Below are 20,257 nucleotides of genomic sequence, written 5' to 3' on the forward strand. Positions count from 1 at the left end.
CATAACATGAAAAATCCCGCTCAGCCAAAAAAGCCAAGAAGGATTTTTGTCGCGTATTGCCACTCGTTGAGCGCCCCATGCAGCAGCGGTTAGCGGCCGAGCCGCTCCAGCGTCATTTTGTAACCGTCGTTACCGTAATTCAGACAACGCTTCACCCGCGAAATGGTCGCTGTGCTGGCGCCGGTCTCCGCTTCGATCTGGTTGTACGTGTTGCCCTTGCGCAGCATGCGAGCCACTTCAAGCCGCTGGGATAGCGACTGAATTTCGTTCACCGTGCACAAATCGTCAAAAAACACGTAGCATTCTTCAATATCCTTGAGCGTCAATATTGCTTCAAACAGTTGGTCGATTGCTTTATCGTTAAGTTTTTTCAATTGCATAGGAATATTCAACCCCTTGATGGTCTGCTAATCACATACTCAAATGTATAGTTCGACGTTAGGGAGCGAAATCCTCCCTTTAGATTTGCGAAACGTTACTATTTTTATGCGGTGATGAAGTAAAATGTCGGGCAAATCGGGCGAACCCGTGACAGGAGTCCAATCCACGCGCATGCCTATGTCATACAGTATACTAGGTAAATGACTGTAGATGAAAGCCCGGAACGTGTTCAGACGGCGAAAAATGATCAGAAAAGCTTCGGATCGGGATGCTTTCGGAAACAGTATTTTCGCCCTGCAGTGACGCTTTCCTGCAATTCATCCGGCGCGCTAAACTTTTATTCAATGAATGAAATGATTGAAATCTGAACAAAGGATCGTGAGACCATGAACCATAGCAAGCAAACCATCGGCAATCAAGGGGTGCCTAGGCCGCGGCAGTACCAGGCCAGAACGCACGCTTATCCGTATTACCGCGGCTACGCAAATCCTGAGTATGTTCAGTCCAGCTCCTTTTCCGGTTACCCGGGCCTGGGGGGAAGCCAGCTTTCTTCACAGCTCGGCGCCAACTTGCCGGCGGCCTTGCCGTCGCAGACCACATTTGCAACACAGGCAGGCAGCGGCGGTGGCGGCGCATTAAGCGGACTCGCGTCCCTGTTCGGGGGAAGCTCCGCGGCAAGCGGCGCTTCGGGAAGCAGCTTTAACCTGGCTCAGCTGAAAACCGTAGTGGACCGCCTGGGCGGCATCGAAGGCATCGTCGATACATTCGGCAAAGTGCAAAAGATGGTGGCGGGCGTGCAGCAGATGGCCCCCATGATTAAACTGCTGCTCGGCACCTTCGGCAAAGGGAAAAAAGCCGCGGACAACGACGAAGACGGCGACGGGCTCGCTCCGATCGGCAGAAGAAGGCGGAAGCGCAAAAACGCTCCAAATGCACGCCGCAGGAAGCGGCGCCGTTAAACGCCTGCGGCCTCGACCGCCCGCTAGACAATGCAGCAAGACCGGTTCCTCAGAACAAGGCAATGCCTTGCGCAGGGACCGGTCTTTTTTTATGTAGGGAAACCGGACAAGCAGCGATGCTGTCATGACAGGTTCCAGAACAGTCTACAAGCGACAGCCCCATCCAGCCTTTCCGCTGCCTGAAGAAGCATGCCGTTCAGGCGCTAAACGCAGGCTAAAATACACGTGGTCTGGACACCCCCTCTATCTTCGCCCGACTGCCTAACCAGTGCCAACAACCATTCACGATTGGAAGCGCTGCTCTCTTTTCAAAGTGCAAAACAGGCCAATTTAAGGTCCGTGTTCGCCGCTACGAAGAAGCTTGGGGTTCGACCGATAGCCTCGCAGAGCCAAAACGGTCACCAGGAATTCGCGCGCGGTTGGACCGGCTGGTCGATCGCACACAGACATAGTCGTATATGCAATTTTGCCTTATTCTTTTTGCATTGCTAAAATTAATATAGTGGGCACCCTACAAAAGGATTCACCTCATTAAAGATAAAGGACGTGAAGCATTTATGCTGTTTACCCCTTACTCCATAAAAAATGTAACGCTCAAAAACCGGATCGTCATGTCGCCGATGTGCATGTACTCATGTACCGATCAATCGGGACGCGTGCAGGATTGGCACAAAATCCATTACCCGATGCGAGCCGTAGGCCAGGTCGGGCTGATCATCGTAGAGGCGACGGCGGTGACGCCGCAGGGGCGAATCTCGCCGTACGATCTCGGCATTTGGAGCGACGAGCATGTGCAAGGCTTGAAGGAGCTGACCGCGCTCGTTCACGGGCAAGGCGCCCACATCGGCATCCAGATCGCCCATGCCGGACGCAAGGCCGTACTGGACGGACCGATTATCGCCCCGTCGGCCATCCCTTTCAACGAAAAGTCGAAGACGCCGGAAGCCATGACGGTGCAGCAGATCGGAGAAACGATTGAAGCGTTCGTTGCCGGAGCCCGGCGAGCGAAGGAAGCCGGCTTCGACGTAATCGAGATCCACGGGGCCCACGGCTACCTGATCAACGAGTTTTTGTCGCCTCTATCCAACCGCCGCGAAGACGAATACGGCGGCGACCGCGACCGCCGTTACCGTTTCCTGCGCGAAGTGATCGACGGCGTGAAAACCGTGTGGGACGGCCCCCTGTTCGTCCGCGTATCGGCGCATGATTACCATCCGGAAGGCTGCACGCCGGAGGATTATGTGTATTACGCCGGCCTGATGAAAGAACAGGGCATTGACTTGATCGACGTAAGCTCCGGCGCGGTCGTAACCGGACCGCCGAAAGTGTACCCGGGGTACCAGGTGCCCTTTTCCGAGACGATTCGCCACGGAGCCAGCATCGCGACCGGCGCGGTCGGCTTGATCAGCGACCCGGATATGGCCGAGGAGATCCTGCACAACGGACGCGCCGACCTTGTGCTGCTTGCCCGCGAGCTGCTGCGCGACCCGTTTTGGCCGCGAACCGCCGCCAAAAAGCTTGGCGTCCAGCTTGAAGCGCCGAAGCAATATAAGCGCGGCTGGGACGTTTGACGGCCGGATGAATTCTCCCTTTTCACGCAAATAAGCGCCTCACACCGCGGTATGCGGTTGTAAGGCGCTTATTTTTTATTCAAGGATTGCGCACCGGCTATCATCCCGCCGAGCCTTATCCTTTTGCAGTTGCTTCCGATCGATATTAAGCTTTAATCGTGGCCCCTTTGATCGGTTCGAGCGGCTTATGATTGCCGTATTTCGGGTATTCCCGCGTCGTCGGAGCGGCCCACTGCACGCCATTGCGGATAATGCGGCGCACATTTTCGTTGTAGTACGTCGGGTACGTTTCGTGACCCGGACGGAAATAAAAGATTTTGCCGCTGCCGCGATAGAACGTGCAGCCGCTGCGGAACACTTCTCCGCCTTCGAACCAGCTGACGAGAATCACCTCATCCGGCGCCGGAATATCGAAGTGCTCGCCGTACATTTCTTCCGCTTCCAGCTCGAAGTACTCGCCGATGCCTTCGACGATCGGATGTCCCGGCGATACGACCCACAGACGCTCCTTCTCGTTCGCTTCACGCCATTTGAGATCGCAGCTCGTGCCCATCAGCTTTTTGAACACTTTGGAGAAGTGGCCGGAGTGAAGCACGATGAGGCCCATCCCTTGCAGTACGCGCTTGTGAACGCGTTCGACGATGGCATCCTCCACCGCTTTGTGCGCCTTATGGCCCCACCAGATCAATACGTCGGTATTGTTCAGCTTCTCTTCGGTCAGCCCGTGTTCCGGCTCATCCAGCGTCGCGTAAGACACTTCAAAATCCGTTCCCAGTCCTTCGCCAATAACCGTATGAATGCCGTTCGGATAAACGGAGCGTACTTTCTCGTTTTCTTTTTCATGGCGAAACTCGTTCCATACCGTAACTCTCAGCTTCTGGCTCATATGTATTCCTCCATCAGTAAGTTATTGACAATATCGTTACTAAGAGTATAGTTGTTCCGCAGCCGAAAAGATATTCTCAATCCTGTTTCATCTTTATTCAATACTGTCATCGGATAGGTTTCATGATATACTGAATTTATACAACGCCTTGTTTTTTCCGATAGGTTGCTCTTCAAAAATGGTATATCCAATTATTCACAAACGATCGAGGTGCGATGAGAGATGACTGCTGCCGCCGATGTGGAACTGCCGCTTCCATCTCCGAAAGAAACGGTAAGCGAGGAAAAAGTGAAGTATCAAAACCCGCTGCTTTTTCTAAAAATATGGGAAATCCGGGCTTCCCACCCTCCGAATCCGCTCTGGCCTTCCAACTGGCATTACCACAAGGAGGTCGAGTTTCTGGCGATCGAAGAAGGCTGGCTCGGCGTGCAGACGAAGCACAACTATTATTCGCTTGGACCGGGAGACGTCCTCGTGCTTGGTTCCTCTCAACTTCATCGGACACGCAAGCTGAAAGAAGGCGACCTGCGCTACGTCGTGTTTCAGGTCGATCTACATAAGCATTTCGATGCCAGCACGATGCCGTACCTGCATTGCTTTTCCGAACTGACACAGCCTTTGGGCAATTTGAATTATATTTTGCGCGACAATGCGCAAGCCCGCCGCGAAGCTTGTTCCATCATTATGGATATATTCGAAGAATCGAAATCGCGCGTCCGCGGCTACGAGCTGGCAATCAGCTCGTCGATTAAGCGACTGATGCTGCTGCTCATGCGCAACGACACCCAGGGCGTTCTCGGCGGATCGGGTTCGGAGGAATCGGATCTGCAGCGGCTTCGTCCGGTGTTCGACTACATCGAATGGCATCTTGGCGAAAAAATTGCCGTCGAGGACGTATGCGGCCTGATCAATTTGAGCTACCATTACTTCATTAAGTTTTTCAAAAAAGCGATGGGCATTTCCTTCATCGATTATGTCAACTACCGCCGTATTAAAAAAGCGGAGCGCCTTCTGCTGACCCAGGATTTGAGCATCATGGAGGTCGGATTCGAGGCAGGCATACCGAATATGGCGCAGTTTTACAAGCTGTTCAAGCGCCATAACCACTGCTCGCCGAAGGAATTCAAGCAGCGCATGGGCAGCGAAGCCGGGATCAGCGGCTCCGGCATGATTATGTAGGGTTAGAGAAAAAAACGGCTATCCTCCCACTCGGGAAGATAGCCGTTTGCCGTTTGTATGAGGAGCGCCTTAGAAAATGCGGCTTTTCCAGCCGAGCAGCTTGGCCAGCGCTTCGACGTAGTAATAGTCGCCGTAGATCAAGGAGACGTCGACGTTTTGCCCGGCCGGCTTGTTGCCGGTGCCGCCGATCAGGATGCCTTCGTGCGCGGGATTATCCCACGTGCCGTAATGCTTCGTCAGCGCGAGCAGCATGCGCTCGGCGGCGCGGCGGTACATCGCGCCCTCGATGCCCGGGAGCGCGTCCGCGAGCTCGAGCAGGCCGGAAGCGGCGCAGGAAGCCGCCGACGTGTCGCGCGGCTCGCCGTCCAGCGGATCGGCGGCGCGGAAGTCCCAGTGCGCGACGTAGTCCTCCGGCAAGCACGACAGAAAATAATGCGCGACCCGCTGCGCAGCGCGCAAGTAGCGCGTATCGCCGGTGTAGCGGTACGTGTTCGCCATGCCGTGCAGCGCCCAAGCGGCGCCGCGGCTCCACGAAGAGTGCGGTCCGGCGCCTTGGCCGCCGAGCGATTCGATCAGCTCGCCGGTGCGCGGGTTGAAGCTGAGAATATGGTTGACCGAGCCGTCCTCGCGGATGAACTTGTCGACTACCGTATCGGCATGCGCACGGGCGATCAGTTCGAACCGCGGGTCGTTAATTTCTTGCGCAGCCCAGAACAAGATGGACAAGTTCATCGAGGAGTCGACGATCGACCAGCCGATCTTCTCCTGGTTCCATGCGCGCAGGAACGATCCCGCAATGTTGAAACGGCCCGCTAGGAAGTTCGCTGCGGCCAGACCGCGGCGTTTCCCGTCTTTATCGCCGGTCAGCTTGTATTTGATGACCGATGTCGGCAAAAATTGAAACCCTACATCATGGTGGAAGTTGTTGTCCTGAATCGTTTTTTGCTCGAACTTCTCGTCCCAGCCCCATGCGGCTTCCTTGTAGTGGTCCTTACCCGTCATTTCGTGCATAATCCACAAAATGCCCGGCCAAAAACCAGCCGTCCACCAATCCAGGCGCATATCGTCGTAAATCCCGTCCGCCTTGGCGACATGCGGCGATTTGTTCCCCAATTGCCCGATCATCCGGTCGACCTTGCCCTGCAGCGCCTCCCAGATCGCCGGGAGCGCCTCCTGCAGGCTTGCCGCTTGATCCCATTTGCTTGTATCCACTTTCGTTGTCATCGTTACGCCTCCTTCGTTTCGATTCATTTACACGCATCAATCTTTTTAAAAGCAAAGCCTATTTATATGAAAATAATTCTGGTTGCTCAAATACGGTCTATAGACTATTACAGCGTCAGCGTAAAGAACGCCGTCGGCATGCCTTCGCCTGCCGCGCTGACCACCGACACCGGCAAGTAGCCGGATACGCTTGTGCCTCCACTCAGCGAAGCCGCGGGGCCGCCTGCGGAGACGAAGTCCGTCACGGAAATGCCGGCCGGAAGCCCGCCGTACGGATCGATGTAGATACCGGCGCGACCGGAAGCGAGCTGCACGAGACGGGATCCGCGAATCGTGCCGAGGTTATCGATCAGGCGGCCGTCGCCCGCAAGTCCGAAGCGGACAAAACCTGCCGCATCCGGGCAAAACACACCGTGCTCGTCGTAAGCGCGAGCTTCCACGTAGACTCGGCCGTCTTCCTGCTTCTCCGCCGAAAGCTTGAGGCTTGCCGGCGCTCCCCACGTTTCCGTCTGGTATTCAAATGTCAATTCATCCTCAACCGTAACGCCGTCTTTCTGAGCAACCACCTTCACATGGTTCACTCCCGGCTGGAATACAGCATCCCAACGCAGCCCGGCTGCCGGGAAGTTTTGCGAGTCGCGCTGCTTCACGCCGAGGCTGACGCCGTTCAGGAACAGCTCCGCCTCGGGGCAGTTCGAATATACTTTTATCGATTTGCGCTCGTCTGCCGCTCCCCAGCGAACCGGCATCGTATGGCCGTAAATGCGCGCCATTGGCGCTTTGCCCCAGTACGATTGGAACACGTAGTACGCTTCTTTTTTACTGAAATCCCGCTCGATGATACCCTTCATGTTCAAGTACGGAATCGGCGAATCGGGACGCACCGGCGTGGAGAAATCTTTGAACGCCCACTGCGCGGCACCGGTCAGCCAATCCATATTCTCCTGGCTTTTCAAATACCAGTCGATCATCTCGCAGAAATACGTCTCCGACCAGTCGCCGTCGCGGGATACGCGCGGCTCGCCGCCCGTCAGCAGGTAGTCGCCGTCGCGCTCGTCCGTCGCGCCTTCGCCTCGCGGGATGAATTCAAAGCCGGTGAACGTCTTCTCGACATGGCGGGTCGCCAAGTTGTCCGCGCCCCATTCCATATGGAAGAACGATCCGACGTTCTCGAACGCGCTGCGGGAGCTGGATTCGTAGTCGGTATAAATGCCGCGGTACCAACCCGCCCAGATCGACGGGGAGTACACATCGATAATGTCTTTGCAAAATTCGCAGCGGCGAATGGCAGTCAGCCGGCTTGGGTCGAGACGATGCGACAGGTCGTGCAGCTCTTTCATGAACGCGCGAATTTCCTGCTGGTCAAAATAGTCGAAGTCGCACTCCCAGTCGTTCTCGTTGCCGAGTCCCCACAGGATGACGGACGGATGGTTGTAATGCTGCTCGATCATCGCCGTCAGCATATCGCGGCACTGCTGGCGGTACATCTCGCCGCCAAGGCCGCCGCGGCACCAAGGAATTTCCTCCCACACGAGAATGCCGAGCTCGTCGCACAGCTCCAGCACGATGCGGGACTGCTGGTAGTGGCCCAGACGAATGAAGTTGGCCCCCATGTCCTTGATCAGCTGCATTTCATAGCGGATCATGTCCTCAGTCATCGCCGGACCGACGCCGGCGTGATCTTCGTGACGGTGCGTGCCGCGAAGCAGCAGCCGCTCGCCGTTCAGCTTGAACGGACCGTGCTGCACGAACTCGAAGTAGCGTACGCCGAACCGCTCGGACAAGGATGTTTCGCCATGCACGCTGCTAAGCGTAACCTCGCATGTATACAAGTACGGCGCGTCAGTCGTCCACAACTGCGGATTCGCCAGCTCATACACCGCCAGCTCCTTCTCACCTTCCCATGGCGCGGAGTTAACGGCCGATTCCGCAATCACGGCGCCACTCGCATCCTTGATCCGGATCGTCAGCGTCAAGCTGTCGCTCGCGGCTGCCGGATTGTACAACTTCGCTTTCACCGTTACACCGCACGCCGGCGTTCCTGCCTCCAGCTTGGCCGTATCGGTCACCACATGCACCTGCGCAAGCGATACCGCCGGCACGTAAACCAGGTTCAAGTAACGGTAGATGCCCCCGTTCAAGTTAAAATCGCTCGCATCGGACGGAATCGTCTCCAGCTCGCGGCTGTTGTCGCAGGCGACCGCTACCGGTATCAGGCCTTTATACCGCTCGATTTTAGCCGCTTCCGCCGCCGCTTCGGTTATATCGACGGTGAACTCGTCATAGCCCCCGAGGTGGGAACCGACCTTGTTCGTGTAAACGTATACATCGGTCCGCTGTCCCGCGCCTTCAAAATGCAGCAGCGTCCGCCCGTTCGGGTACGGATTGTCGACCGCCAATCTCGTACGGTACCAGCCTTGTCCCTGATAATATTTGCTGTCCGGGTCCATCACGTCGAGCCCGTTGTAGCAGTGCGGCAGCTCCACCGCGTGCCACGGCACATTGTAATGGTTTTTCAGCTTGTCCGCGCGCCATACTTCCCATGGACCGCCGAGACTGCCCGTATAGTGTTCCCATTGATCGTTTAACCGCCGCTTCAACATCGGGATATTCGCTCCTTTTATGCTTAACATGTCAGAAGATGATTGTTCGTTCAGTTATTGCAAAATACGGCCGGCGGCGCTTGAAACAAGCTTCCTTGAGCGCCTCCGCAATACTAATAAGCATAACAAAAAAAACGCCCGCATAGTTTGGCGCTCTTATGATAAAATGTTGTTATATTACGGTCAGCCAGAAAGGAATGAATCCCTCGTGAAGCTGATGAACTATTTGAATTTGAACCAGCATCCGGTGCAGCTTTCGTTTTACAAAGACCGTACGAATGAATTTGTCGAGATTTACCATGCGCATCAGGGGATGGAACTGCTCTATGTGCATGATGGCTATGGAACCGCCATTGTAGAACAACAAATTTTCGAGATGTCTCCGGGCACTTTAATCTACTTCAAGCCGTTTCAGCTGCACCGCATCCGCATTAATGCCGAGGCCGGGAAGCCGTATATCCGCTCGCTGTTCGTCTTCGAGCCGACCGTCCTGGATGAAGCGTTCGCGCCGTTCCCTGCGCTGCGGGCTTTTTTGGGTACGCTCTGGAAAGATCCGCTCGCCCCGCAGCTTTTCCGCAGCCCCGAGCCGGAGAAGACGGAAGCGCTGCTTCGCACGTACTTGCCGCTGCTTGCGCAGCCGTCGGCCGAGCTGCTGCTGGAAGAGCAGCTGCTGTTTCTCACAGCATTCGTGCACCACTGGAAGACGGTAGCCGACTTGTCGATGCAGAGCAGCCCCGCTCCGCTCAAAGCTTCCTCCACCGCGGAGAAAGTGATGGCCTGGGTCGAGGCTCATTACATGGAACCGTTCTCGCTCGATCTGCTCGCGCAGGAGGTGCATTTGTCGCCGAACCATGTGTCCGCCGTGTTCCGCCAATCGGTCGGCAGCAGCATCACCGAATATTTAGCGGCCCGGCGCATCCGGCAAGCGTGTTGGCTGCTCAAATCGGGCGATATGTCCGTGCAGGACATCGGACAAGCGGTCGGGCTCGGCAACTTCTCCTACTTTTGCCAGCTGTTCAAAAAGCATGTCGGCATGACGCCGAACCGCTTCAAACGGCAGCCGAATGCGGCACCCGGTCGGACATGAGGGGAAAAGACGCGTCTCTGGAGTAAGTTCCGTTTGCACCCGTCCTGAATGGATGGATGTGCCTCACCTGTCGTTCCGCATACACAAGCCGCCTCTTGTCCCATACCGTCATCGCACGGCGCGTCAATCTTCCGCTTCCTGCCCATTGCGTCTTTCCGTATATTTACGGTACTCAGTCGGGGACAAGCCGCTCTGCTTTTTGAACAATCGGGAGAAATAGTACAGCTCCAGTCCGATCTTTTCCGCCACGTCCGTTACCGACAACCCGGTCGACATCAGCAGCTCCTTCGCTTTGTCCATCCGTTTGCGGTTAATGTAAGCGATCGGCGAGAGGCCGAGCATCGTTTTGAAATATTGCATAAAATAGTTCGGGTGAAAATGCACCAGCCTGGCCAGTTCCTCCACGGTCATCTGCTCCTGTAAATGCTCCTCGATGTATTCGAGCACCGTGTTGATTTTGCCGGTCTCCGCCGTAGGCGCCAGCCTAAGCCCTTGGTCCGGACCGAGAGAGGCTTCCACATAATCCGAGACGAGCTCCAGCAGCAGCGATTTGATGCGCAGCGGTACGGTAAGCGACGACGGGTTTTGGTACAGCGCAATGAGCGTTTGAAACTTCTTCTCCAGCGCCGGCTCATCTTGCACGTCGATGCAATAAGGCAGATCGAGCATCTGAAACAGGTTGACTTCCCCCACCGTCGCCGTAAAATGGCACCAATATTTTCCGAACCCGTTGTCGTTAAGCCGCCCGAACGCCAGCCGCACGCCGGCGGGAAGCAGCAGCAGCTGTCCCGGCTTCGGATGGTACAGCTTGTTGCGTACCCGGATCCACCCTTCGCCTTCGCGGATATAATAGAGCCGGTTCACGTCGGTAATGTTGATATCGAACTTCCAGCTTGCGTTGACTTTCGTATAGTGCGCCGTTTCCAGCGTAATCTGCGTGTTTTCCAAATAGCTGCGCATAATCTGCAATTGCTGCCCGTCCATGCTTCAAGTCCCCCTTTGCCCCATCCGCGTTACTCCTATTAGACCAAAAACAACTTAGGATTATGCAAACTTTTGCTACTATCATACATCCTCAAAGGCATCCTTGCATACTACAATAGGTTCGAGTGAACAAAATGTTTCCATATCACATGGACAACAGGTTCCGCAGCTTGCGGGGATCACAGCGGCAATTGACATGGACAACGGATTGTTGGAGCCATGCCGGAATAACAGTTGCAATATTTCATTGACAACTGATTCCGCTTCGCCGGAATAACAGTTGCAATATCACATTGACAACTGATTCCGCAGCTTCGCCGGAATAACAGTTGCAATATGGGAGGATGAACGACGGATGAGCGCTTTACGCCAGCAAATTTTGATCCTGCACCTGGCGCAGCCGGATCTTGAATCGAGGACGGTTGCGTGGGCGTTGTATGACAGCAGCAAGCCGAAGGGGGAGCTGCAAATGCAGACGGGAGATTCCAATGTCCCGCCTTATGAATCGGTGCTCGACGCCATGCGCGACGGCTGGTTCGTCATGCAGCTGCCGACGATGCCGGTCTTTTTGAGCGGACACGAATTTGAACAGGGGCACTTGCCCTATGAATATGTGCTGGAAAGAAAGGTGACGGTCGAATGAGCGGCGGTTCCGTAAAAATGCAGCATCTTCTCACGGCAAAGCAGATGGCCGATTTTGCCGTAAACGGATTTTTGGTGTTAAACGAGGTCGTACCTCAGGAGTACAACGAGCGAGCGGCCAAAGAAATGCGCGAATTCACCGGCGGCGGCGGAAGCTACTGGCATGAATCCGGCGTCATTCAAGAGATTTTTGGCTTGCCCGAGGTGAAAGGCGCGATGCAAAGCTTCGTCGGCACGAGTCCGGTATATGACCACTCGTTCCTGCACGTCGTCTGGGCGCAGCACCACAAGGGGCAGTTTTATCATGCCGACTCCGTGATCGATACCCGGCCGTTCGGCTACGACATTCAGGCGTTCTACTTCTCCCACGACGCGCCGGACGAAATGGGGCCGACACTCGTATTGCCCGGCTCGCATTTGCGTAAAGTGAGCAACGGCAGCATCGCCCGCTACAAAAATATCGTCGGCCAGCGCAGACTCGTCTCGAAAGCCGGTACGATCGCATTTCTGCATCATGCCATTTGGCACTGCGCGCAGCCGAACTTTACGGATACGACCCGCTACGTCTTCAAGCTTCGCATGCGGCCGGGACAAGAGCAGCGCGCGCTGTTCAATACCGAAGGCTATAACAACCCGGAAATCGAAAGCTATATCCGCAAAGCGGGCCATCATGCATGGGCCGGAGATGAAGCCCGCGTGAACCAGATTCAAATCGCCAAGTTCTGGCGTTATTTGACCGGCGACAAACGCGTAGACGTATCGTTCGAAGGCGCTTTGACGCGTATGGGGCTGTAAGTCGTCAGCACCTCATTCGTGGATTTGACACCCCATGCGGCGTCTTGTATATTAAGGAATATAATTCCATTTGGACGCTTACGACGGAAGCACCCGTAAGAGAAGGCCTCACGCCTTTCTTACGGGTGCTTTTTTGTTGGAAGCCGTCCATGATTATTCGTTCAAGGGAGGAATACAATGAAGAACTACAAATGGATCACGGCTTCGCTCGTCGCTTTTATGCTTGCTTCCCCTATTTCAGGAACAGCAACCGCCGCACAGGCCACCATCACCGCTTCCGTTAAAACATCGCTCGACAAAATCGCAAAGTCGGATCATGCGCAGGCAGATCAAGTCCGTACGCGGTACAACGAATTACTCGCGCTGCAAAGTGAGGAAAAGGATTGGGACGCAAAAATCAAATCGCTCCACGCCGAAAATCAGAAAACGTTAACCGAGGTGAATAAACAAATCAAGCAAATCGACAGCGATAAGATAGCGCCATTGGAGGAGGTGCTGGCACAAGCAAAGGAAAGGTACAAACCGTTGATTGCCCATTATACGTCGTTGAACAAACAGATCTCGGAAGCTGGGAAGCTGAAAAACAAAGAACTCTCCAGCATGCTCCGGTTGCAGGCCAACACTTTAAAAATACCCGTACAGTTCGCGCGGTTGGACGTTCAAATAAAGGAATCCACTTTGCGGGAAGCCAAGGACGCTGCGGCCAATAAAATGAAAGACATTCGCGGTACCTTAACCGGTATCGACTCGGCCAACGCACAGATCAAAACTTCAAAAAATACGATAAAAAACGCCGAATCCGAAGCCGCTCAAGCGTTGAACGCACTTAAGCAAGCACTGAAAAACGGGGACGTGAGCCGAGTCTCGGACACCCTCGCCTCTCTTGTCTCGCTTTCTCGCCAAATCGTGAAAGAGAAGCAAACTGTTTTTAACCTGGAAAGCAAGATCAGCAATATCGTATCGGCTGCGAAGGCACAATTGCCTTAAGCACCTTGCAAAGCTTGCCCGGCTCAAAGATTCCGGCATGATCACGCAAGAGAAATTTGACGACAAGAAGAACAAATCGTGGGACTTGTAAACACGTGATGTTCATAAAAAATAACCACTAACGACAATTCGTTCGTGGTTATTTTTCCGAATTTGTTAAAGACACATCCATATAGCTACCGCTTCGACATGTCGTTCCTTCCTTGCGTCAGCGCCTGCTGTCCCTGCACCTGCAGCTCCTGAAGCGCCGCATCCAGCGTCTTCTTCCCGCTCAGCACTGCTTCGGACTGTTGCAGTGCCAGTTGCTCTACGTCCCGGTAAAAGGAAGCCGGAGGCTCGGTCACCGAACGAGACGTCTCTGCAGGAAGCAGCATGTAGAAAGCTTCCAGCCCTTTGCCCGTGCCGGTCAGTCCGGACGAAGTAACACTCGGCAGACGCGAAGGATTGAATCCGCTCGGCGAAGCAGATAGTGCGGTCCGTGCCGACTCCTCGCTGTTGACGAACTTGACAAGCTCCCACGCCGCGCGCAGCTGGCTTGAATCCGCATTTACCGCGTAGACCGCGCCGAGCGAGAAAGAGGCGGAGCGCCCCGGCTTGCCCGGATCGGTCGGCTCGGTAACGGTCTGCCACGTAAACCAGGGCAGCGTATGCTGCTGCCGTGCCTCCGTCAATTCGTGCGTAAAGCTGAAGCTTTGCAGCGTCATCGCCGCCTGACCCGAAATAAATGGATTCGAGCGGGCAACCTCAGCCGCAGCAGTGGAAGACGTCGCTGACGGCGGCTGGTAAATGACGCCATTGCGGTATGCTTCCAGCGCTTGACCCCACAGCTGCTTCCACTGCGGCGTATCGATCGTCGCCCGTCTCCCATCCGCATCCGTCAGTCGCAGTCCGCGGGCTTTGCCCGCCATCTGTACAAGCTCGAACGGACTCATGCCGGCAGGAACCGTCAGGCCGTATAATTTCTCTTTCGCTTTCCCGTGCGCAGCGAACGCCCCGGCAAGTTTCAGCAGTTCGTCCCAGCTCATCCCGTTCTTCGGATAACTCACATTGTACCGGTCGAACATATTCTTGTTATAGTACAATGCAAGCTGCTCATACTGCGGCGATAATCCGTACAGCGTTCCGCCGCCTGGCGAACGCAATTGCTCTACGACACCCGCATGTATATTTTGCAGATCGAAGCCATCTTGCTTGATCGCGTTGTCCAGCGCATACAGCTTCCCGCTTTTGGCCAGACGTTCGTATTGATCCGGCGTAAGGATGAGCACGTCCGGCTTCTCCTGGGCAAGCCATTCTTCGAGCTCCACGCGGGCCTTACTGCTCCACAACGCAAGCCCTCCCGGAGCATCCGTTTGAAGGGTAATGTTCGGGTAACGCGCCATGAACGCAGTTCCATAGCGGGACGCAAACGATATGTCATCGATGTTGCCAACCTTGAGCGTGATCTTTTTGTCCGGGTCCATCGCTTCCAGCGATGCCGGCTGCCGCACTTTGGACAGCTTCGATACCGCATCCGTCAGCGCGTCGGTTTGCGTCGCGACGCCTATCGCAGCCGCGACAACCAAGGCGGCCGCCGGACTCCACCATAGCCACCGGCTTTGGCGCCGCTGCGGCGGCCCCGCTTCCACCCGGTCTTTTACCTTCTGCATCAATTCCTGTGAGAAGCCCCCCTGCCGTAAAGGCAGCTTGGCCAAATGCTTCTCCCAATGCTCCGGCTCTACTCGCTTCATAGCGTCTCCTCCCCCTTTCTTCCGAGCTTCTCCGATACTTTCGCCCGCGCCCGGAAAAGACGCGATTTGACCGTTCCTTCCGAAATGCCGAGCAGTCTTGCAATTTCCGTATGCGGCAGCTGGTGATGCGCATGAAGAAGCAGCACTTCGCGCAGCTTGAAGGGCAGGCCGAGCACCGTATTCCAAATTTCCTCGGCATATAGTCCGCTCAAGGCCAGCGATTCCGCCGATGGCCCGATGTCGCTCCGTTCCAGCGCGCCGAACGGAATGACGCGCCGAATCCAGGCCGACCGCCAATGGTCGCGCACCAGATTGCGCGTAATCGTAAGCAGCCACGTCCGCATACCCGCCTCGCCGCGGAACGTATACAGCTTTTCATACACCCGGACAAACACATCCTGGGTTATATCGTCAGCCAGCGCGGTTTGGCGCGTGAGAAAAAAAGCGTAATTCCACACATCCTCACCATACGCCTGCATAATTTCAGATAAGACGGCGTTTTTATCCAGACCGCCGGTCAAGCTTTTCAAATATTCAAAGGTCACCCGGGTTCACCTCACAATCATTGGACGAAACGGGCGCGGAAAGGTTCCCTTCCCCGAAAAAAAAGATGAGATTCAAGTGACTAACGCCCCACGGTCTCACCGGGAATCGCCGCTTGCGTTTCATTCTGCCGTTCTTAGGGTAAATAAAGGACAAGCAAGACCAGCTTCATGAAAAGGAGCGTGATGAACATGGTAAGCTTGCTGATTACGATTATTATGGCTATTGTCATTGGCGCCATCGGTTCCGCCATCGCCCCCGGCGCGATGCCCGGAGGAATCATCGGATCGATGATCGCCGGCTTTGCCGGAGCGTGGCTTGGCGCTTTGCTGCTTGGCTCATGGGGTCCGGTGATCGGCGGTTTTGCCGTCATCCCGGCCATTGTGGGCGCCGCCTTGTTTATTTTCCTGATCGGCCTGCTTGCTAAAGCGTTCCGCGGACGCGCCACCTGATACGGCCGGCGAACGATCGTTGCGGATGGATTTGTCCTGGCGGAATGTCTCATTGCATAAGACGAATGAACTAAATACGAATGGAGTGACGATGATGACAACAACGGATACGATGTCCACGACAACGGAACAACCCGTACGAAGCGGCGTATTGCTTGGAATCATGATCGGAGCGGCAGCCGGCTCGCTCGCCGCCCTGCTGCTCGCGCCCAAATCGGGCAAAGCGCTGCGGAGCGGCCTGAAAGACAAGGCGCAAACGCTGCAGTCCAAAGGGCAGGAATGGCTGCATACTGCAAAAGAAGCGGCGGGGAATGCAGCCCAAGTATACAAAGAGCAGAGCACGCGATTGATCGACAAGGCGCATGTCGTCGCGGATCGCGCATCGGAAGCGACTCATGAGGCGATCGGCCGTACCGCGGACGCTGTCGCCGAGACGGAAGCCTCTGCGCACCGCACGATCGATAAAACGGCGGACGCTGCGCACCATGCGCTCGACGAAGCCGGGCGTACGTTAAAATCGACGAGCTGATGAAGAGAAGCTCTCGTCTCAAATTAGGGATAGCTGCATTTAGAAATTCTTTTAAGCAGAACTGTTATCCCATAGATGGAAGGTGTATCCGAGAATTGCGGGTACGCCTTCTTTGTTTGCTGCTTCATTTGAAGGTACAATGGTGAGGTAATCCAGATGAAGGAGGGAATGGAGATGACGGCGATGAGCCGCTGGTTTCACCGCTATTACGACCGTTTGATGGAGCCGTTGGAGCGGCGTCGCTTTCTCACAATCCGCACCTCCCTGCTCTCATGCGCGAAGGGGGAAGTGCTCGAAATCGGTTCCGGTACCGGCATCAATTTCCCGCTGTACCGCGACGTTCACGTGACGGCCGTCGAGCCGTCCGCGCTCATGCGGGAACAATCCACGGCTCGCGTCCGCCAGGCGTCCGTGCCGATCACCGTCATTCCCGGCACGGCCGAGCGGCTGCCGTTTGAACCGGACGTCTTCGATACGGTGGTCGGAACGCTCGTGCTGTGCACGGTTCCGGACGCGGTGCAGGCGGTTCGCGAGATGAAGCGCGTGTGCCGTCCGGGCGGCACGCTGCTGCTGTTCGAGCATGTCCGGCTCGATCATCCGGTATGGGGGCGGCTGCAGGATGCATTGACGCCGGCATGGAAGCGTCTGTGCGACGGCTGTCATCTGAACCGCGACACGATGCGGCTGCTTCGTTCCGAGGGACTCGACATCGTGAAGACGCAATCTTGTATGGGCCATATTTTCATCGCCGTAGAGGCGGTTAAGCGGGCAGATTAACCTGCCGCCCTGTGGCTTTGCAGGAAAATATGAAAAAGATAGCCACCGTTACTTACCGGTATGCTATCTTTCCGCATTTTTGAAGCGCAGCCCCTTGCCTATTTCTTGGCGGAACCAACTGAGAATCGGCCTGCCGCTTATTTCGACTCGGAGAAACGTTTGTTCAGCCAATAGACGCCGGTCGGCCGTTTTCCCCGATCTTCCATATCCACGACATTCACTTCCGGAATCGAGCTGATTCGTTTCAAATCATCCACTCTCGCCGTACCTTCCAGCTCCGTAACCTGTAAAGTCGCAAACCCGCCAACCGCCTTGCTGATCAAAGAAAAGGGGCGATCCCATTTCGGGTCAAACCAGCTGATCGTATATTCATCCTTGCTAGAGCTTCCCATGCGTTCTCCTGCCGCATAGTACTGTGTTATATTCAGCCGATAATCTTTAGCGAGCTCGGCTACTTTATTAAAACCGACATATTTATTCAATGTGATGGCAAAACGAACCGGGCTGCAGCAGTCCTGCGCCGCTTTCAACCGTTTGGCCGCATCGCTTTTGTACTGATCGAGCGCTGCTTTCGAATCCATCGAAGAATAACCCTTTAGTATCGCATCATTCGCGAAGGTTTCGTCGTGCTCTCTGGTGAAGTAAAACGGATCCCGGTTGAACGCTGCGGTTATTTCCTTATCGCGTTGAGTCGAGCTCTGTTCAAATTGTTTCCAGCGAAGTCCGGACAATGCCCGCTCCGTCTCCGTCTGCTCATGAATCCCCCCGCCCGCGCCTTGGTCAAATTCTTGCAGCGAGCTCAGCGTAACCTTCGGTTTGCCTTCTTTCGATCCCGAAAACTGCCATCCCGTATAAAACGTATAATCCATATCCGCCTGCAAATACGCCGCTCCCAATACAGACACTTTGATCCGGTCGCCGCCGTCCTTATCCGCAGGCGTTCTTGTAAACTTCGCCCCCGGCAAATTGCTTACCATCACTTGCGGCTGCAGTTCTCTTCCTTCGTCTACTTGATAGGCGAACGAAGGGAGAAACCGGCCGACGCCAAGCTGACCTTTTACCGGAAATCCGCTAAGCTGGTCGGCGGTCCAACTTAGCTCCGCATTCGTGTCCAGAATGACATCCGCTCTATTGAAGCCTTCCAAGTGCACCTCATCCGGCATCGCCCAGCGGGCCAAGTCGGGGGTATAAGCGGCAAAGGCGCTCGTACTCAGTAATAAGCTTGCCGAAACACATAAAGCCATGATCGTTTTTTTGTTTCGCATTCGTCTCCTCATTCCTTTATCAACGATTCTCTCATTTGCTCCGGCCTCATATCGAAGAGCATTTTCCCGGACGAATGTCGCTTCTCTACTACGGTAACGTATGAATCCTGCTTATTCTAACGCAAGCACATCCAATAATGTTTCATTTTTCCAAAAAAAGAACAAACCGAGGCTCTCCGAAAAACGTTCCTTGTTTCGGATAGCGGCGATTTGCTCTTTGCGCGATCGAGCCACCATTGTTTGTGAAGGTTATGCGAACCAGCCGATGACGGTTTGCACCAGCAAATACAAATTCAATACCGCGATCAGCACCCCGACGACCCAGGCTAACCATTTGAGCCAGCGCGGATTGGCGAACTCGCCCATTTTGGACCGGTCGCTGGTGAACATCACAAGCGGAATGACGGCAAACGACAGCTGCAGCGACAGGACGACTTGACTCAAGATGAGCAGCTGCGCCGTCCCGCTCTCCCCGGCGATAGCGGTGACGATCACCGCCGGAATAATCGCGATCAGCCGCGTAATCAACCGTCGGAGCCAGGAAGGCAGCCGTATGTTCAGGAAGCCTTCCATCACGATTTGACCGGCGAGCGTGCCGGTTAGCGTGGAATTTTGTCCGGAGGCGAGCAGTGCCACCCCGAACAAAATGCTGGCCATCGTCGTGCCGAGCAGCGGAGCAAGTAGATGAAACGCATCGCCGATCTCGGCTACGCCGGTATACCCGGTCTGATGAAACGTCGCCGCGGCAATGATCAGGATGGCCGCATTGATGAACAGGGCGAAAAACAACGCGATGCTGGAATCCCATGTCGCATACTTGATCGCCTGCTTCTTTCCTTCCCGCGTCAGCTCGAACTGCCTCGTCTGCACGATGGAGGAGTGGAGGTACAGGTTGTGCGGCATGACCGTTGCGCCGAGAATGGCGATGGCGATATACAGCATAGCAGGGTTCGTGACGATTTCCGAGCTCGGCACAAACCCTCTCAACACCCCGCCGACATCCGGCTTCGACCAGATGATTTCCGCCAGAAAACAAAGGCCGATCGTAGCAATCAACGCAATAACCATTGCTTCTATGTAGCGGAAGCCTTTGTTTTGCAGCAGCAGCACGATGAGTACATCAATCACGGTGATGATGACTCCGTATAAAATCGGGATGCCGAACAATAAATTGAGGGCGATGGCGGTTCCGATCACTTCCGCCAAATCGCATGCGGCGATCGCCAGCTCGCAGAGCACCCATAAGCCCATGGCGACAGGCCGGCTGTAATGGTCTCTGCACGCTTGCGCCAAATCTCTTCCGGTTACGATACCGAGCTTCCCGGCGAGCGCTTGCAGCAGTATCGCCATCAAGCTGGACAGCAGTATGACCGACAGCAGCGTATAGCCGAACATGGAGCCTCCGGCCAGGTCGGTCGCCCAGTTGCCGGGATCCATGTAGCCGACCGCCACCAAATAACCCGGACCGGCAAAAGCCAGAAACTTTTTGATCCAGGAGCCGTGCTTCGGAATGCGCATCGACCGGTATACTTCCGGCAAACTTTTACCGCTCCGCTCCTTGCGCCAGCCATGGTTGTCGTCGCCCGCAGCCATTTCCTCACTCATGAAAACACCTCCGCTCTACATGGGACCAGCGAAAACTTTTGCCCGGATACAACTTTCG

At 55.2% G+C, this 20,257-nt stretch carries 19 protein-coding genes; 10 read left to right on the top strand and 9 right to left on the bottom strand.

Features of this window, described 5'->3' with window-relative positions; translation table 11 throughout:
* Positions 1-89 precede the first annotated feature (89 nt).
* The gene (locus ACFQI7_RS25835; RefSeq protein WP_010494821.1) at positions 90-380 is read right to left on the bottom strand and encodes a YerC/YecD family TrpR-related protein; all 291 of its coding nucleotides are present in this window, start codon (positions 378-380) and stop codon (positions 90-92) included.
* Positions 381-767: 387 nt separating this feature from the next.
* Between ACFQI7_RS25835 and ACFQI7_RS25840 the strand changes: the two genes are divergently transcribed.
* Together ACFQI7_RS25840 and namA are read left to right on the top strand one after the other, a co-directional pair.
* A complete protein-coding gene (locus ACFQI7_RS25840; protein ID WP_218099840.1) occupies positions 768-1,340 on the top strand; it encodes a hypothetical protein in 573 nt (190 codons plus the stop codon).
* A gap of 557 nt (positions 1,341-1,897) precedes the next feature.
* Complete coding sequence (gene namA, locus ACFQI7_RS25845; protein WP_218099841.1) at positions 1,898-2,911, top strand: NADPH dehydrogenase NamA; 1,014 nt, start codon at positions 1,898-1,900, stop codon at positions 2,909-2,911.
* Between the two features lie 145 nt (positions 2,912-3,056).
* On the opposite strand, the gene ACFQI7_RS25850 is transcribed toward namA, so the two are convergent.
* On the bottom strand, positions 3,057-3,797 hold the full coding sequence (locus ACFQI7_RS25850) for a ThuA domain-containing protein (protein ID WP_218099842.1): 741 nt from the start codon (positions 3,795-3,797) through the stop codon (positions 3,057-3,059).
* A 222-nt stretch (positions 3,798-4,019) separates the two neighbouring features.
* Here ACFQI7_RS25850 and ACFQI7_RS25855 point away from each other — a divergent pair, with 222 nt between their 5' ends.
* Positions 4,020-4,976: an AraC family transcriptional regulator gene (locus tag ACFQI7_RS25855; RefSeq protein ID WP_218099843.1), complete on the top strand. Its 957-nt coding sequence runs from the start codon at positions 4,020-4,022 to the stop codon at positions 4,974-4,976.
* Positions 4,977-5,045: 69 nt separating this feature from the next.
* Here ACFQI7_RS25855 and ACFQI7_RS25860 read toward each other — a convergent pair whose 3' ends face one another.
* The gene (locus tag ACFQI7_RS25860) at positions 5,046-6,200 is read right to left on the bottom strand and encodes a glycoside hydrolase family 88 protein (RefSeq protein ID WP_218099844.1); all 1,155 of its coding nucleotides are present in this window, start codon (positions 6,198-6,200) and stop codon (positions 5,046-5,048) included.
* A gap of 107 nt (positions 6,201-6,307) precedes the next feature.
* On the bottom strand, positions 6,308-8,803 hold the full coding sequence (locus tag ACFQI7_RS25865; protein ID WP_218099845.1) for a glycoside hydrolase family 2 TIM barrel-domain containing protein: 2,496 nt from the start codon (positions 8,801-8,803) through the stop codon (positions 6,308-6,310).
* A gap of 217 nt (positions 8,804-9,020) precedes the next feature.
* Here ACFQI7_RS25865 and ACFQI7_RS25870 point away from each other — a divergent pair, with 217 nt between their 5' ends.
* Positions 9,021-9,890, top strand: coding sequence for an AraC family transcriptional regulator (locus ACFQI7_RS25870; RefSeq protein WP_230415102.1), 870 nt, complete (start codon positions 9,021-9,023; stop codon positions 9,888-9,890).
* A 123-nt stretch (positions 9,891-10,013) separates the two neighbouring features.
* Here ACFQI7_RS25870 and ACFQI7_RS25875 read toward each other — a convergent pair whose 3' ends face one another.
* Positions 10,014-10,874, bottom strand: coding sequence for a helix-turn-helix domain-containing protein (locus ACFQI7_RS25875; RefSeq protein ID WP_218099847.1), 861 nt, complete (start codon positions 10,872-10,874; stop codon positions 10,014-10,016).
* A gap of 355 nt (positions 10,875-11,229) precedes the next feature.
* Between ACFQI7_RS25875 and ACFQI7_RS25880 the strand changes: the two genes are divergently transcribed.
* The 3 genes from ACFQI7_RS25880 to ACFQI7_RS25890 all read left to right on the top strand — a co-directional run bounded on the left by ACFQI7_RS25880 (position 11,230) and on the right by ACFQI7_RS25890 (position 13,298).
* A complete protein-coding gene (locus tag ACFQI7_RS25880) occupies positions 11,230-11,517 on the top strand; it encodes a hypothetical protein (RefSeq protein ID WP_218099848.1) in 288 nt (95 codons plus the stop codon).
* Entirely contained in the window at positions 11,514-12,311 is a 798-nt protein-coding gene (locus ACFQI7_RS25885) for a phytanoyl-CoA dioxygenase family protein (protein WP_218099849.1), read from the top strand. The genes ACFQI7_RS25880 and ACFQI7_RS25885 overlap by 4 nt, the downstream gene beginning before the upstream one ends.
* Before the next feature lie 177 nt (positions 12,312-12,488).
* A complete protein-coding gene (locus ACFQI7_RS25890) occupies positions 12,489-13,298 on the top strand; it encodes a hypothetical protein (RefSeq protein ID WP_218099850.1) in 810 nt (269 codons plus the stop codon).
* A gap of 176 nt (positions 13,299-13,474) precedes the next feature.
* Here ACFQI7_RS25890 and ACFQI7_RS25895 read toward each other — a convergent pair whose 3' ends face one another.
* Both ACFQI7_RS25895 and ACFQI7_RS25900 read right to left on the bottom strand, forming a co-directional pair.
* The gene (locus tag ACFQI7_RS25895) at positions 13,475-15,028 is read right to left on the bottom strand and encodes an ABC transporter substrate-binding protein (protein WP_218099851.1); all 1,554 of its coding nucleotides are present in this window, start codon (positions 15,026-15,028) and stop codon (positions 13,475-13,477) included.
* A complete protein-coding gene (locus tag ACFQI7_RS25900) occupies positions 15,025-15,573 on the bottom strand; it encodes an RNA polymerase sigma factor (RefSeq protein ID WP_218099852.1) in 549 nt (182 codons plus the stop codon). Before ACFQI7_RS25900 ends, ACFQI7_RS25895 begins: the two co-directional genes overlap by 4 nt.
* A gap of 189 nt (positions 15,574-15,762) precedes the next feature.
* Here ACFQI7_RS25900 and ACFQI7_RS25905 point away from each other — a divergent pair, with 189 nt between their 5' ends.
* The 3 genes from ACFQI7_RS25905 to ACFQI7_RS25915 all read left to right on the top strand — a co-directional run bounded on the left by ACFQI7_RS25905 (position 15,763) and on the right by ACFQI7_RS25915 (position 17,329).
* A complete protein-coding gene (locus ACFQI7_RS25905; protein WP_218099853.1) occupies positions 15,763-16,023 on the top strand; it encodes a GlsB/YeaQ/YmgE family stress response membrane protein in 261 nt (86 codons plus the stop codon).
* Between the two features lie 91 nt (positions 16,024-16,114).
* The gene (locus ACFQI7_RS25910; protein ID WP_218099854.1) at positions 16,115-16,552 is read left to right on the top strand and encodes a YtxH domain-containing protein; all 438 of its coding nucleotides are present in this window, start codon (positions 16,115-16,117) and stop codon (positions 16,550-16,552) included.
* 174 nt (positions 16,553-16,726) lie between these two features.
* Complete coding sequence (locus tag ACFQI7_RS25915) at positions 16,727-17,329, top strand: class I SAM-dependent methyltransferase (protein ID WP_230415065.1); 603 nt, start codon at positions 16,727-16,729, stop codon at positions 17,327-17,329.
* 137 nt (positions 17,330-17,466) lie between these two features.
* Here ACFQI7_RS25915 and ACFQI7_RS25920 read toward each other — a convergent pair whose 3' ends face one another.
* Positions 17,467-18,594: a hypothetical protein gene (locus ACFQI7_RS25920; RefSeq protein WP_218099855.1), complete on the bottom strand. Its 1,128-nt coding sequence runs from the start codon at positions 18,592-18,594 to the stop codon at positions 17,467-17,469.
* 249 nt (positions 18,595-18,843) lie between these two features.
* Positions 18,844-20,199 (bottom strand): Nramp family divalent metal transporter, encoded by a 1,356-nt coding sequence (locus ACFQI7_RS25925; RefSeq protein ID WP_218099856.1) that lies wholly within the window; start codon positions 20,197-20,199, stop codon positions 18,844-18,846.
* Between the last annotated feature and the right edge of the window lie 58 nt (positions 20,200-20,257).

Origin of the sequence: Paenibacillus allorhizosphaerae (assembly GCF_042659105.1) — a bacterium.
In the GTDB taxonomy this organism is placed as follows: Bacteria; Bacillota; Bacilli; order Paenibacillales; family NBRC-103111; genus Paenibacillus_G; species Paenibacillus_G allorhizosphaerae.

Coding starts and splice junctions, on each gene's coding strand:
- ACFQI7_RS25885 (WP_218099849.1), top strand. CDS start 11,514: ATGAGCGGCGGTTCCGTAAAAATGCAGCATCTTCTCACGGCAAAGCAG.
- ACFQI7_RS25850 (WP_218099842.1), bottom strand. CDS start 3,797: ATGAGCCAGAAGCTGAGAGTTACGGTATGGAACGAGTTTCGCCATGAA.
- ACFQI7_RS25925 (WP_218099856.1), bottom strand. CDS start 20,199: ATGAGTGAGGAAATGGCTGCGGGCGACGACAACCATGGCTGGCGCAAG.
- ACFQI7_RS25840 (WP_218099840.1), top strand. CDS start 768: ATGAACCATAGCAAGCAAACCATCGGCAATCAAGGGGTGCCTAGGCCG.
- ACFQI7_RS25880 (WP_218099848.1), top strand. CDS start 11,230: ATGAGCGCTTTACGCCAGCAAATTTTGATCCTGCACCTGGCGCAGCCG.
- ACFQI7_RS25865 (WP_218099845.1), bottom strand. CDS start 8,803: ATGTTGAAGCGGCGGTTAAACGATCAATGGGAACACTATACGGGCAGT.
- ACFQI7_RS25870 (WP_230415102.1), top strand. CDS start 9,021: ATGAACTATTTGAATTTGAACCAGCATCCGGTGCAGCTTTCGTTTTAC.
- ACFQI7_RS25915 (WP_230415065.1), top strand. CDS start 16,727: ATGACGGCGATGAGCCGCTGGTTTCACCGCTATTACGACCGTTTGATG.
- namA (WP_218099841.1), top strand. CDS start 1,898: ATGCTGTTTACCCCTTACTCCATAAAAAATGTAACGCTCAAAAACCGG.
- ACFQI7_RS25890 (WP_218099850.1), top strand. CDS start 12,489: ATGAAGAACTACAAATGGATCACGGCTTCGCTCGTCGCTTTTATGCTT.
- ACFQI7_RS25905 (WP_218099853.1), top strand. CDS start 15,763: ATGGTAAGCTTGCTGATTACGATTATTATGGCTATTGTCATTGGCGCC.
- ACFQI7_RS25920 (WP_218099855.1), bottom strand. CDS start 18,594: ATGCGAAACAAAAAAACGATCATGGCTTTATGTGTTTCGGCAAGCTTA.
- ACFQI7_RS25910 (WP_218099854.1), top strand. CDS start 16,115: ATGATGACAACAACGGATACGATGTCCACGACAACGGAACAACCCGTA.
- ACFQI7_RS25895 (WP_218099851.1), bottom strand. CDS start 15,028: ATGAAGCGAGTAGAGCCGGAGCATTGGGAGAAGCATTTGGCCAAGCTG.
- ACFQI7_RS25860 (WP_218099844.1), bottom strand. CDS start 6,200: ATGACAACGAAAGTGGATACAAGCAAATGGGATCAAGCGGCAAGCCTG.
- ACFQI7_RS25835 (WP_010494821.1), bottom strand. CDS start 380: ATGCAATTGAAAAAACTTAACGATAAAGCAATCGACCAACTGTTTGAA.
- ACFQI7_RS25855 (WP_218099843.1), top strand. CDS start 4,020: ATGACTGCTGCCGCCGATGTGGAACTGCCGCTTCCATCTCCGAAAGAA.
- ACFQI7_RS25875 (WP_218099847.1), bottom strand. CDS start 10,874: ATGGACGGGCAGCAATTGCAGATTATGCGCAGCTATTTGGAAAACACG.